The organism is Phycisphaerae bacterium, from assembly GCA_035275405.1.
GTDB lineage: Bacteria > Planctomycetota > Phycisphaerae > UBA1845 > UTPLA1 > DATEMU01.
Window position 1 is genome coordinate 189,525 of sequence record DATEMU010000007.1, and the last position, 12,551, is coordinate 202,075.

General features: G+C 64.1%; 8 protein-coding genes. 6 read left to right on the top strand and 2 right to left on the bottom strand.

Annotation, left to right across the window (positions count from 1 at the left end; all coding sequences use genetic code 11):
- Positions 1-203 precede the first annotated feature (203 nt).
- Both VJZ71_10030 and VJZ71_10035 read left to right on the top strand, forming a co-directional pair.
- A complete protein-coding gene (locus tag VJZ71_10030; protein ID HKQ48395.1) occupies positions 204-791 on the top strand; it encodes a sigma-70 family RNA polymerase sigma factor in 588 nt (195 codons plus the stop codon).
- The gene (locus tag VJZ71_10035) at positions 788-3,208 is read left to right on the top strand and encodes a serine/threonine-protein kinase (protein HKQ48396.1); all 2,421 of its coding nucleotides are present in this window, start codon (positions 788-790) and stop codon (positions 3,206-3,208) included. The genes VJZ71_10030 and VJZ71_10035 overlap by 4 nt, the downstream gene beginning before the upstream one ends.
- Before the next feature lie 20 nt (positions 3,209-3,228).
- Here the strand turns inward: VJZ71_10035 and VJZ71_10040 are convergent, their stop codons facing one another.
- Positions 3,229-3,714: a hypothetical protein gene (locus VJZ71_10040; GenBank protein HKQ48397.1), complete on the bottom strand. Its 486-nt coding sequence runs from the start codon at positions 3,712-3,714 to the stop codon at positions 3,229-3,231.
- Between the two features lie 160 nt (positions 3,715-3,874).
- Here VJZ71_10040 and VJZ71_10045 point away from each other — a divergent pair, with 160 nt between their 5' ends.
- The 4 genes from VJZ71_10045 to VJZ71_10060 all read left to right on the top strand — a co-directional run bounded on the left by VJZ71_10045 (position 3,875) and on the right by VJZ71_10060 (position 10,047).
- A complete protein-coding gene (locus VJZ71_10045) occupies positions 3,875-4,948 on the top strand; it encodes a diguanylate cyclase (GenBank protein ID HKQ48398.1) in 1,074 nt (357 codons plus the stop codon).
- Positions 4,949-4,971: 23 nt separating this feature from the next.
- Positions 4,972-5,871, top strand: coding sequence for a tRNA pseudouridine(38-40) synthase TruA (gene truA / locus VJZ71_10050; GenBank protein ID HKQ48399.1), 900 nt, complete (start codon positions 4,972-4,974; stop codon positions 5,869-5,871).
- A gap of 93 nt (positions 5,872-5,964) precedes the next feature.
- On the top strand, positions 5,965-7,113 hold the full coding sequence (locus VJZ71_10055; GenBank protein ID HKQ48400.1) for a glycosyltransferase family 4 protein: 1,149 nt from the start codon (positions 5,965-5,967) through the stop codon (positions 7,111-7,113).
- Positions 7,114-7,581: 468 nt separating this feature from the next.
- Positions 7,582-10,047: a thrombospondin type 3 repeat-containing protein gene (locus VJZ71_10060; protein HKQ48401.1), complete on the top strand. Its 2,466-nt coding sequence runs from the start codon at positions 7,582-7,584 to the stop codon at positions 10,045-10,047.
- Positions 10,048-10,180: 133 nt separating this feature from the next.
- Here the strand turns inward: VJZ71_10060 and VJZ71_10065 are convergent, their stop codons facing one another.
- Complete coding sequence (locus VJZ71_10065; protein HKQ48402.1) at positions 10,181-12,433, bottom strand: tetratricopeptide repeat protein; 2,253 nt, start codon at positions 12,431-12,433, stop codon at positions 10,181-10,183.
- Between the last annotated feature and the right edge of the window lie 118 nt (positions 12,434-12,551).

Genomic DNA, 12,551 nt, shown 5'->3' on the forward strand with positions numbered 1-12,551 from the left:
TGGCGAACGGCCGCTTCAACAAGACCGCTTGGTTGCCGGCAGCCCGATCGAAACTTCCCATAGCAATTTGCGTACCAACCCGCTCATTTTGTTGCCTGCATCGCCAACACTGGCGACATTCAATGTCGAGAGGGCGACACACCCCCTCCTTTCGTCATGCTCCGTTTGGTGGCAAGATGTGTCAGGCGGGAAAGGCAAAAACCATGCCGGAATCGCAACCCCTAACTGGAGGCGACGTTACGACGCTCCTGGTGAGAGCCCAAAAAGGCGATCGCCTGGCGACGGAAGAACTCTTCCCTCTGGTTTATGAAGAGCTTCGTACCCTCGCCGCCCGGCACCTTTCGCGGGATTCCGGGGCCCAAACCCTTCAGCCCACTGCACTTGTTCACGAGGCCTTCATCCGCCTGGTCGGCCCGGGCGACAGTTCCTGGGAGAATCGGCGACATTTCTTCGGAGCCGCAGCAAAGGCGATCCGGCGAATCCTGATTGACCATGCCCGGGCCAGACGACGCATGAAAAGAGGGGAGGGCGTGCGGCCCTCGCCGCTGAACGAGGCTGACGTCTGCGTGGACGGGATGAATCTGGACATTCTCGCGCTGAATGAAGCACTCGAGCGACTGGGAACCCTGGACTCGAATATGGCGAATCTCGTGGAACTGCGGTTTTTTGGCGGGCTAAGCATGGAGGAGATCGGTCTCGCAACGGGTGTTTCTCCCAGCACGCTGGCCCGTACCTGGCGCTTCGCGCGCAGCTGGCTTTACCGAGAATTAACGGGCGATCAACCCAAATGACGCCTCAGCGATTGCAACAAATCGAGGAAATCTTTTCTCGCGTCCTCGAACTACCCCGCGTGCAACGGGACGATGCATTGCAAGTCACTTGTGGCAGCGACGGCATGCTGCGCGCAGAGGTAGAGTCCTTGCTGAAGCACGCTGATCCGCCCGACGCGTTTCTCTCGGATTCCGCCTTGGGCGCCAGTCTGGCGCTGCCGGCATTTTCACCACCCGAGGACGATTTGGACGGAGCGAGGATCGGTCCCTATCGGGTCGTGCATCGGCGGGCCTCCGGGGGCATGGGAACCGTCTATCGAGCCGTCCGAGCAGACGGGCAATTCGACCAACAGGTGGCGATCAAGGTCGTCAAGCGTGGCATGGATACCGAGGAAATCCTCCACCGCTTCGCCCTCGAGCGGAATACGCTCGCCACACTTCAGCATCCCAATATCGCCCGGCTTCTCGATGCGGGCGCTATGCCCAATGGCCGGCCGTATCTGGTCATGGAGTACGTCGAGGGGGTTCCGATCGACCAATACTGCGACGACCATCGACTGCCGATTTCGCAGCGCCTTCGTCTTTTCTCCGTCGTCTGCGAAGCCGTGCGCCTCGCTCACCAAAAGCTGGTGATCCACCGTGATCTCAAACCTGGCAACATTCTTGTGAACGACAGTGGCGATCCCAAGCTTCTCGATTTCGGCGTCTCCAAGGTGCTCGTGGGCACGGGGTCCGTCGACGTCACGGCCGTCGAAGAAAGGCGGTTCACTCCGGAATACGCCAGCCCTGAACAGGTTTCCGGCCTGCCGCTGAGCACCGCGAGCGATGTCTATTCTCTCGGCATCATCCTCTTTGAGTTGCTGACCGGCAGGCGCCCGTACCGTTTTTCGACGCGTTCGGTTGCAGAGGTAAGCCGGGTGGTCTGCGAGGAAGAGATTGCTCCGCCCAGTGTTGCGGTTCGACGTGGCGATGGCCCGGCGGCCTCGGCCTCGTCTTCGACCACCGCCTCGGAAGCGGCGAATCGGCGGCGGGAGGCCACGACGGAGCGTCTTGGCCGTCGGCTCGCAGGGGATCTTGACACGATTGTCCTGAAGGCGACATACAAGGACCCAGCGCGCCGCTATGCGTCCGTCGAACAGCTCGTCGCCGACATCGAGCGGCATCTTGCGGGACTGCCGGTCTTAGCGCGACCGGATACGATCGCCTATCGCGTCCAGAAATTCGTGCGGCGGCATGCGCTCGCGGCGGCCCTGGGAGTGGCCGCCGTCCTGTTGCTGGCGGTCGGCTTCGGCGTCGCGGTCTGGGAGGGCCGTGCGGCGCGGCGCGAACGGGATGCCGCCTATCTGGCGAGGGATCAGGCGGAAGCCACCGCCGACTTTATGCAGCGCATGATGTCCGCCGCCGATCCGGTGAACGAAGGTCCGGATGCAACGGTACGATCAGTACTGGATGTGGCGGCGCTGCGCGTGGATTCCGACCTGAAGAGCCAACCGCTGGTGCAGGCCGCGGTCCGAAGCACGATCGGTCGCACGTACCTGGGGCTCGGTCTGCTGGAGCCGGCGGAATCGAATATCAACGCGGCAAAGGCTATTCGCGCCGCCCAACTGGAGCCGGGCCATCACGATCTCGCCGAGAGTGAGTTCGATCAGGCGCAGTTGTATTACGCACAAGGCAAATTCACGGAAGCTGAGGCGCTCCTGGCCCATTGCCTTGAGACGCACCGGCGGCTGCGAGGCGCGGAGAACCTCGACACGGCCCGCGTGCTGAACGACCTGGGGGCAGTGCAGCGGGCCGCGGGAAAGATCGCCGAGGCGGAATCCACCCATCGCGAGGCGCTGGTAATTCGCGAAAAACTGGCGGGCCGCGAAAGCCTGGAAGTCGCGGAGAGTTTGAACAATCTCGCCGGCGCGCTGCGCGCCAAGGGCGATATTAAAGGGGCCCTGGAGTTGATCACCGAGGTCTTGGAGACTCGGCGCAAGCTCCTTCGCGAGGAACACCCCCTCGTCCTGCAAAGCATGGCCAACCTGGGTGTCTTGGCGTCGGCACTTGGAGACCATCGGCTAAGCGAGAAGTTGCTCCGGGAGGTCGTAAGGTTGGATCGCAAGGTGTTCGGCGACCAACATCCCACATTGGCCGTCGATCTCTCGGGATTGGGTCGAATGCTGCTCCAGCAAGGACGATATTCGGAAGCGGAGCCTCTACTCAGAGAATCGCTGGAGATTCGCCGCGGCCGGTTGACGCCGGAGGATGAACGTTTGCTCAAGACGCAGGCGAGTCTGGGCGAGTGTCTGGCCGCCCTGGGGCGGGATCACGAAGCCGAACTGCTGCTTGAAGATGCTCTTCAAAAGACGAGGGTTGAGTCACGCACCAACGACAGTTTCTGGATCGGCATTGCCGATGCGCTCGACAAACTTCGACATCGCAGGAAAAATCCGTAGCCGGCTACTGGGTGTTGTACTTACTCATTATTCAGCCACGAGCGCAGGCGGGCGGCCTCTTCGGCGTCGTAGCCGGCGCAGGCCGCGGCCACGATTTTTTCGCGTTCCTCTTTGCTCAGTGGCGCCGCCTCGCGGGGCTCGTTGGCGACCAGAGGGCGCGCCGACGGGCGCATGGGTGGCAGCGGGGTGGACCGGGGTTCCGGGATCTCCACGTTGAGCGATGGGATAACGAGCGGCGGCACTGCGAGCGGCGAGTTGTCGCGCGAATGCGGCGACTTCAGGGTCTTTTGCCCGCAGGTCGGGCAGAGGTATTTGCGTTGTGCCATCAGGACGAAGATGAGGCCGAAGGGCCCCCACAACAGACCCTGCATCGCGCCGCGGCCGAGTTCGCCCTTGCGCAGCCCGATCAGGCCGCACAAGACCGGCCAGATCAGCCAGGTCGCGAGGATCGCTCCTAACGGACCAGAGGTGCTTTGGAGCGATTCACGGGGAATCCAGTCAGACATCGCGCGGCCCCTTGGACGGTTGAACGCGGCGGATATATCGGTCTTGCGCGATTGGGGCTTAATGACAAAGGCGGGAGCGGTGGGTTTAAGATCGTGAGGGCACTCCTGCATTCCGATATCAGCGCCGGAGATTCGTTGGAAACCGCATTTGGAAAACGGCATGGCCACTTCCTTTAACGATGTCGAGCGCGAAAGCCACCCGCTGGTGCTGATCATCGACAGCGACGCGGAGACGGTTCGCCGGGTCGCGCACGTGCTGCAGCCGGCGGGCTTTCGAACGATGTACGCCGAGGACAGCGGGATGGGGCTGGCCATCGCGGAGAAATACGAACCCCACCTCATCCTGCTCGACCTCAAGCCTCCGCGTCCCGATGGCTTCGAGATCTGCCGGCAGATGAAGGATCGGATTCGCCTGGCGGATACGCCGGTCATTTTCGTCACGGCGATGGAAAAGACGGATGAGCTGATCCGGCAGAGCTTTGACGCGGGCGGTCACGATCTGATCTTCAAGCCGCTCAGCGATGTGGAGCTGATCTCGCGGATTCGCGTGGCCCTGCGGGAGCAGAACCTTCGCGAGGCGTATCGCCGCCTGGCCGTCGAAGACCCGTACACCGGGCTGGCCAATCGACGGCATTTCATCCTGAGTATCACCGAGGCGATCCTTACGGCGCAGCGGACGGGAGAGGAAAGCATCCTGGTCATCGCCGACATCGATAACCTCATGTCGTACAACGATCGGTACGGTCACGACCTGGGCGATGAAGCGATCCTGACGCTTGCCCGCCTGTTCAAGCGGTTCCAGAGCCCGACCTGCCGCGTCGGCCGATTGGGCGGAGAGGAACTCGCCATGGTCTTGTCGCGCTCGTCGCGGCAGGCGGCGTGGAGTCTGTGTGACCGGCTGCGGCAGACGTTCGCGGCGATCGCCTTTGACGCAATGACCAGCCCGAAACACTTCACGGCCTGCTTTGGGATGTCGAGCTACGCGGGCCATCCCGCCGAATTCGATGTGGATCATTTTCTCCTGCAGGCGGACATCGCCCTGTGCGCCGCGAAGGAGCGGGGGCGCAACCGCATGGCGTCTTTCTGGCAGCTCGATCCGGAGAGCCTGCCGATCCTTTCCCCGAAGAAGCGCCACGCCCGCTCCAAGGCGCGGAAGCGCTGCCAGCGGGCGTATGTCGCGGCATTGACCGCGCCAGCGACCGATGCCGCGCCGGCCCCGTCGCCGAAGGAATGAGCCTCGCATAGGATGGTTCCGCGATGATGCGGAACCTGATGTTGACGCTGGCTTACGACGGGGCGGACTTCCATGGTTGGCAGCACCAGCCGAACCTACGGACGGTGCAGGACATCCTGGAACAGGCGCTGCGACGGACGGTGCGGCACCAGATCGTGCTCGTCGGGTGCAGCCGGACGGACGCGGGAGTCCACGCCGCCGGGTACGTCGCCAATTTTTTCACGACCAGCCCGGCGCCGAACATCAACATCTCCCGCAGCGTTGGGGCGCGTTTGCCCAAGGACATGACGCTTCTGCACCTCGACGAAGTGCCGCTGACCTTTCACGCGACGCGGTCGGCGGTGACCAAGCTCTATCGCTATCGAATTCACAACACGCCGAGCCGACCGTGCGAACATCTGGCCCAGCGGTTCGTCTACCACTTCTGGCAGCCGCTCGATCTGGAGGCGATGCGGCAGGCGGCGGAGGCGTGGGTCGGCGAGCATGACTTTTCGTCCTTTGCCTCGGCGGGGAATGACCGGCAGTCGAACGTTCGGACGATCCGGCGGATTGAGCTGTATCGCGACGACCAGGAGATCCGCATGGACATTGAGGGCGAAGGGTTTCTGTACAAACAGGTCCGCAACATGATGGGGACGCTGGTGGAGATCGGGCGGGGTCATTGGAAGGCCGAGAAGGCGAAGCAAATCCTCGCGGGCAAGAACCGGAACCTGGCGGGGCCGACGGCGCCAGCGCGGGGACTCTGTTTGCAATGGGTGCGGTATGACCTTCCGGGATTGCCCGCGCCGACGGCGGAGCAACTGGAGCGGGCGGAGCGGGCTGCGCCGCCGGCGGGCGCGGAGCGGGCACTGGTGGACAAAAAACCGCGGAGCACGGCGCCGATGCCGGCGGGGTTTGAGGCGGAGGAGGATCCGCCGGCGTAACAAATTGGTGGGCACGGCCCACCCTACGCGCCGCCACGGCCTGTCCGCTTCGCGGTCAGACCGTGCCACCCCCGATAAAGGACGTAGGTCTTTGTGCGCATTGTTCACGTCATTACGCGGTTGATTGTCGGGGGGGCGCAGGAGAATACCATTCTGACGTGCGAGGGATTGGCGCAGCGCGGTCATGAGGTGTATCTCCTGAGTGGACCGACGACAGGGCCGGAGGGGTCGCTTGTCGATCGGGCGCGGTCGGGGCGGTACACGTTTGAAGAGATTCCATCGCTGGTGCGGCAGGTCAGTCCGTCGCGCGACTGGGCGGCGCGGTCGGCGCTGACGCGGCGGTTTCGGGAGCTGCGACCGGACGTGGTGCATACGCATTCGAGCAAGGCGGGGGTGCTGGGGCGGGTGGCGGCGCATCGGGCGGGCGTGCCGGCGATCGTCCACACGATTCATGGGATGAGCTTCAATCGGACGCAGCCGTGGATGGTGCGGGCGGCGTATGCGGCGGCGGAGCGCTATTGCGCGCGGCGGTGCCATGCGATCGTCAGCGTGGCGGACGCGATGACGCGGCAGGCGCTGGCGGCGGGAGTGGGGCGGGCGGAGCAGTATGAGACGATTCGCAGCGGCATGGAGGTCGAAGAATTTGATCCGCAGATGCACGCAGATAAACGCAGATGGGGGTTTGCGGAGGACGACATCGTCGTCGGGACGGTTGCGCGGTTGTTTCCCAATAAGGGGTATGAGCAGTTGCTGGAGATCATGTCAATTGCGGCGGGGCGCGAGCCGCGGCTGCGCTTCTTGTGGGTCGGTGGTGGTTCGCACCGGGCGGCGTATGAGGCGGAGCTGGCGCGGCGGGGCTTGGCGGGGCGGACGCGATTGACGGGATTGCTGCCACCGGGCGAGATGCCGCGGGTGATGGCGTCGATCGATGTCCTGGCGCACACGTCGCAGTGGGAGGGATTGCCGCGGGCGGCGGTGCAGGCGCTCCTGATGCAAAGGCCGGTGGTGAGCTTTGATATCGACGGCGCGCCGGAGGTGGTGATACCCGGTCGGACGGGGGAACTGGCGGCGCTGGGGGATTTCGGAGCCTTCGCGGAGAAGCTGGTCGCGCTGGCCCGGGACGTCGAGCGTCGGCGGGGGTATGGGGCGGCGGGGCGGGAACTTTGTCTGCGGGAGTTTGACCATCGGGCAATGGTGGAGCGGATTGAGGGGCTGTATCGGAGAATCGTGGGGAGCGAGTAGTGGTTGGTGGCGAGTGGGCGGAATGCGGAATGAAAAACCGGATCCACAGATGACGCCGATCGGCGCAGATATTTTTTGGGGCCGAGAAAAGCCGAAAATAGATGAAAACGCATGGCTCGCGTGCTTGAAAACGGTTGAATCGCTTGAAATTCGTACATATGGCGCGGAGTCTCCGACCTTACGAGCCGTAAGCTGAACGAAGGCGGTGACTTCGCCGCTTCTTTCTTGTCCCTATCTTCAGTACTTGCTCAGCGCTCCCTCTAATCCGCACTCTTTCGAAGAAAAAAGCGTTAATCGCGTTGACGCCCAGACTTGGAGGGGAACCCCAGCGGACGACGTCATGCCCGCGAGCCCCAATTGAATGAATAGAATGAGCGAAGGGGCCCTGAAGCGCAAAGTGCGGACGGGGTGCAAATCGGGTAGAATGGATTGCTCCCCGGATGGCCAATCGACAGAGGAGGGCTCGCCGTGAGATCGGCCGTTTTACTTGCCGTTTTAGAAACCGTGCTCCTGGTTTACTCTGCCGGCGCATGGGCTCAAGCCCGCGCTGCCGAACCCGTGCCCGCCGGGCTCTCGGCCTCGGAGTGGACGTCCATCCGCGCGGCCTATGAGGCGAATCGCCATGCGGCCTTCGCGATCGAAGGCGGCTATCAGGCGCGCAACCCCGGCCAGCAATGGCGAACCCGGTTTGACGGTCGCGGCTTCGTTACAACGCCGGATGCGGGAGATTGGTCATGGGGGCTTGAACTGGTCAGCTATGGCGTCGAGGGTGCGGTGCATGAATTCGTCGCACCGACCTGCGCCGACGCCACAGGCCAGCGCGTTATCTACGAGTGGGGCGAGCACCTGACCGAGTGGTACGTCAACGACGCGCGCGGGCTGGGGCATGGTTACACGGTGTATCGGCGGCCCGATTCGTCCGCCCTCCGGGCGGGGAAATTAGAAGATCCTCTTCCAGAGGCTGAAGCCTCTGGCAACCATCGTGCGCCCTCCGGGCGGTTTGGGCCGCTGCATTTCACGTTGGCGGTACGCGGCGATCTGCGCCCGCAAGTGGGCGCGGACGGGCGCGGATTAACGTTCGTCGATTCAAACGGCGCGGCGGTCGTGAACTACACCGGCCTGACCGTCTTCGATGCCACGGGCGCGTTAGTGCCTGCCTGGTTTGAGTCGGTTGCGGTCAGCGATGAGTCCGTCACTTCGCTATTCGCAATTCATCATTCGCAATTCATCCGCATCATCATTGATGATGCGGATGCCACGTATCCCCTCACCATCGACCCCGTCGCCCAGCAGGCCTACCTCAAGGCCTCCAACACTGGGGCGGATGACGAGTTTGGCTATTCGGTGGCCGTCAGCGGCGACACGATGGTGGTCGGAGCGCCGCAGGAGGCCAGCAACGCCACGGGCGTCAACGGCAACCAGGGCGACAACAGCGCCCCCGATGCCGGCGCGGCCTACATCTTCGTCCGCAACGGCGGGATCTGGAGCCAACAGGCCTACCTCAAAGCCTCGAACACGCAAGAGGGAGACGTGTTCGGCTTTTCGGTGGCCGCCAGTGGCGACACGGTAGTGGTCGGGGCGGACAACGAGGACAGCAGCGCCACGGGCGTGAACGGCAACCAGGCCGACAATAGTGCTCTCAATTCCGGCGCGGCGTACGTTTTCGTCCGCAACGCAGGCGTCTGGAGCCAGCAGGCCTACCTCAAGGCGTCGAACACCGGCGCGGGCGACCAGTTCTTCTCGGTGGCCGTGTCGGGTGACACGGTAGTGGTCGGGGCGTGGCTTGAGGACAGCAGCGCCACGGGCGTGAACGGCAACCAGGCCGACAACAGCGCCTCTGCTTCCGGCGCGGCCTACGTCTTCGTCCGCGGCGGCGGCGTGTGGAGCCAACAGGCCTACCTCAAGGCGTCGAACACCGGGGCGGATGACCAGTTTGGCTATTCCGTTGCCGCAAGCGGCGATACGCTCGTCGTCGGAGCGATCTGGGAGGACAGCGGCGCCACCGGAATGAACGGCAACCAGGCCGACAACAGCGCCGCGGATGCTGGTGCGGCCTATGTTTTCGTCCGCAGCGGCGGCATCTGGAACCAGCAGGCCTACCTCAAGGCATCGAACACGGGGGCGGGCGACGTATTCGGCGCTTCGGCAGCCGCGAGCGGCGACATGGTGGTGGTCGGGGCGGCATTCGAGGCCAGCAACGCCACGGGGGTGAACGGCAACCAGGCCGACAACAGCGCTCTGAATGCCGGCGCGGCCTACGTCTTCGTCCGCAGCGGCGGCGTCTGGAGCCAGCAGGTCTACCTGAAGGCCTCGAACACCGGGGTGGATGACTGGTTCGGCATCTCGGTGGCCGCGAGCGGCGACACGGTGGTGGCCGCGGCGTATTTCGAGGACAGCAGCGCCACAGGAGTGGGAGGCAATCAGGCCGACAACAGCGCCGTCGATTCCGGCGCGGCGTACGTCTTTGATTTGGACGAGGACGACGACGGAGTGATCGACCCCGTTGACAATTGTCCGCTGGTTGTCAATCCCGGTCAGGAGAATGGCGACAATGATGCGCATGGGGATGTCTGCGACAACTGCCCCTCCGTGGCCAATGACGATCAAGCCGATCTCGACGGCGACGGGATCGGGAATGTATGCGATGCTGACATGGACGGCGACGAAGTCGATAACGACGTGGATGCATGCGCGGCGGCTTCGCCGTGCGTGTTGTCCGATGCAAGCGGCCGGCCGCAGAGCGATCTGAACCTCGACTGCGTGGTGAACGGGATGGACGTGCAACTACTGGTCAATTGTATCCTCAATGGCGGTGGAGCTTGTGTCGGCATCGACCCCGACGGCGACGATCAGACCGCCAATCTCGATGCAGCGGACGATATCTCCGCGTTTTCGAACGATGCCGTCGCGCCCGCGACAGCACCCTGTCTATGAAGACTGCGGGGCAAAAACGCTGAATGCGTCCCCCTCATTTCCCATCTGCGTTCATCTGCGCCACCTGCGGATTCGTTTTGGTTTTTCCCCCCGGCAGTTACGCTGGCTCGGCGGGAGCCTCGCCAGGGTGACGCTACGGGGCGAGTTGAGAGAGAAGTGATTGGGCGGTGCGGCGCTGGTCGCGGTCGCCGGAGGTGAGTACGCCTTGCAAGAGGCGGTGGGCGTCGGCGGGGCGGTTGGACATCAGGTAGATGTAACCGAGGCGGATCGCGGCTTCGGGGTTGGCGGGCTGGTCGGTGAGGAGCTGTTCGTATTCGCGGGCGGCGCCGGGGATGTCGCCCTGGGCGAGGAGGATCGCGCCGAGGTTGGCGCGGGCCTCGGCGTAGGACGGCTGATGTTTTAGCACGGCGCGGTAATCGGCGGCGGCTTCGGCGTAGCGATTGAGTTGCGTAAGCGCATACGCGCGATTGTGGAGATAGACCGGCTCGGCGGGGTGATCGCGGAGGGCGGCGGTGTACTGGTCGATGGCGGCCGGGTAGGACTGCGGCTCTTTGCAGAGGTCCGCGAGTGCCCTGCGCGGCTCCGGGGCGTGGGGGGAGGCGGCGACCGCGCGGATGAGGGAGGCGCGGGCGGCGTCGATCTGGTTCATGCGGATCTGGAAGAGACCGAGGGCGAGGTGGGCCGTTGGGGAAACGGCGTCGTATTGGGCGGCCCAGCGCAGTGTCGCGTCGGCGGCGTCGGTTTCGCCGCAGTGCGCCTGGAAGAGGCCCCACTCGGCGAGGAGGTCGGCGGCGCCCGGCATGGGGACAGCCTCGCCGAGCTTGGTGGTCCAGTCGGCGCGGCGGGCGCTTTCGAGGGAGAGGGCTTTTTGATAGGCGCCTCGCGCCGCCGCCAGATCGCCACGTAGCGTTTCGATTTTAGCAAGGTGCGCCCAGGCGATCATGTCTTTGGGCTCGGAATGTAAAGCCCGGCGGATCGCCGCGGCGGCGCGATCCGGTAGTTTCATTTGCAGATAGAGCCAGGCGAGTTCGCGATCGTTTTCGGGGACGAGGGCAAGGGCGCTGCGCCGCGCCTTTTCCAAGTGATGAATGCCGGCGGCGACGGCGGATTGTTGTTCGTCGCTTGCGGCGCCGAGCCGATCGGGTTGGTATTGCCAGCCGAAGAGTTCCGGGGGGGATTTTTCAAAAGCGAGGTTGCCAAGGTAGTCGTGGTATCGCCAGTAGCCGCTGTGGGCCATCAGGCCGACGATTGCGGCGGTGAGAAACAGGTACGCGATGCCGAAGGGGCGAATGCGACCGGTGGATTTGAGGCGGGTTCGCTGGATGAGGACATCGCGGGCGTAGATGAGGCGCGCGGCTTTCATGACGAGATAAGCGATGATGCCGGCGATGCCGAGCGAGAGGAGGAAGGGGAGCTTGCCGTACAGGCCGCGGAAGGAGAAGAAGGCGGCGACGAAGATCAGGGCGGCGGCAAGTTCTTCGGCGAGGGTGAGGTCGTAGCGGCGGGGTACGTTGGAAGCGCTGGCCGCTGCGGCGAGCGGCTTCGCGCCAAGCGAGGGGAATCCGAAGCCGTAGTAGAGGGCGTCGTTGGGGCAGACGCTGACGCAGTCGAGGCATTTCATGCAGCCGGGGTCGACGACCATCTTGTAGAGGTTCACTTCCTCGGAAACTTTCACGTTCGACGTGCAGACGGCGGTGCAGTGACCGCACTGGCGGCAGGCGTCGGTGACGCGGATGCGGAAGAGGGCGAGCTTGTCGGCGAGGCCGAAGAAGGCGCCGTAGGGGCAGGCGTAGGTGCAGAAGCCTTTGGGGCCGAGGAGGTAGATGATGGCGACGCCGCAGATGAGGACGGTGAGGGCGGCGATGCCATACTGCGGGAAGGTGTCCCAGAAGCCGGTCGTGGTGAGATGCGCGGTGAGTCTGGGCTGCGGCGCGCCGACGGCGAGGCGATAGGCGGCGGGCCAGACGAACATGTAGAGGGCGGCGAGGAGCGGGGCGAGGATGAGCACGCGCGAGCGGAAGGCCTTGGGGCGGAGGCGGAGTTTCTTGAGCAGCCAGTTCGTGAGGTCCTGGTAGGCGACGAGGTGGCAGCCCCAGCCGCAGAGCCAGCGTCCGAGGACGATGGTGAGCAGGATGGCGACGGCGAAGAAGATGAAGCCGGCGTTGATGCGGCCGGTGATAAGCGTTTCCATGGACTCGGAGGGTTCGATGGGGGTGACGGTGCGACCGTCGCGGAGCCATTGCAGGGCGTGGGCAAGCATGAAGATGTGGACCAGCAGAAGCGAGACCGCCCGCCAACGGCCGGAGCGCGAGGGGCGCGGACCGTGGTGGTCTGTGGCTGAGGCCGGGATGACCGGGAGGCAGACATCCTTTTTGGGGGTTCGCATTCGGTGGTCCGATGGTCTACGGTTGGAGAGACGGGTATATGATAGGCTGCGGCTTGGGCGAATGGCGAATGGCGAATTACGAATGGCGAATTACGAATGGCGAATAGCGAAAGACGAG

Coding starts and splice junctions, on each gene's coding strand:
- VJZ71_10030 (HKQ48395.1), top strand. CDS start 204: ATGCCGGAATCGCAACCCCTAACTGGAGGCGACGTTACGACGCTCCTG.
- VJZ71_10035 (HKQ48396.1), top strand. CDS start 788: ATGACGCCTCAGCGATTGCAACAAATCGAGGAAATCTTTTCTCGCGTC.
- VJZ71_10040 (HKQ48397.1), bottom strand. CDS start 3,714: ATGTCTGACTGGATTCCCCGTGAATCGCTCCAAAGCACCTCTGGTCCG.
- VJZ71_10045 (HKQ48398.1), top strand. CDS start 3,875: ATGGCCACTTCCTTTAACGATGTCGAGCGCGAAAGCCACCCGCTGGTG.
- truA (HKQ48399.1), top strand. CDS start 4,972: ATGATGCGGAACCTGATGTTGACGCTGGCTTACGACGGGGCGGACTTC.
- VJZ71_10065 (HKQ48402.1), bottom strand. CDS start 12,433: ATGCGAACCCCCAAAAAGGATGTCTGCCTCCCGGTCATCCCGGCCTCA.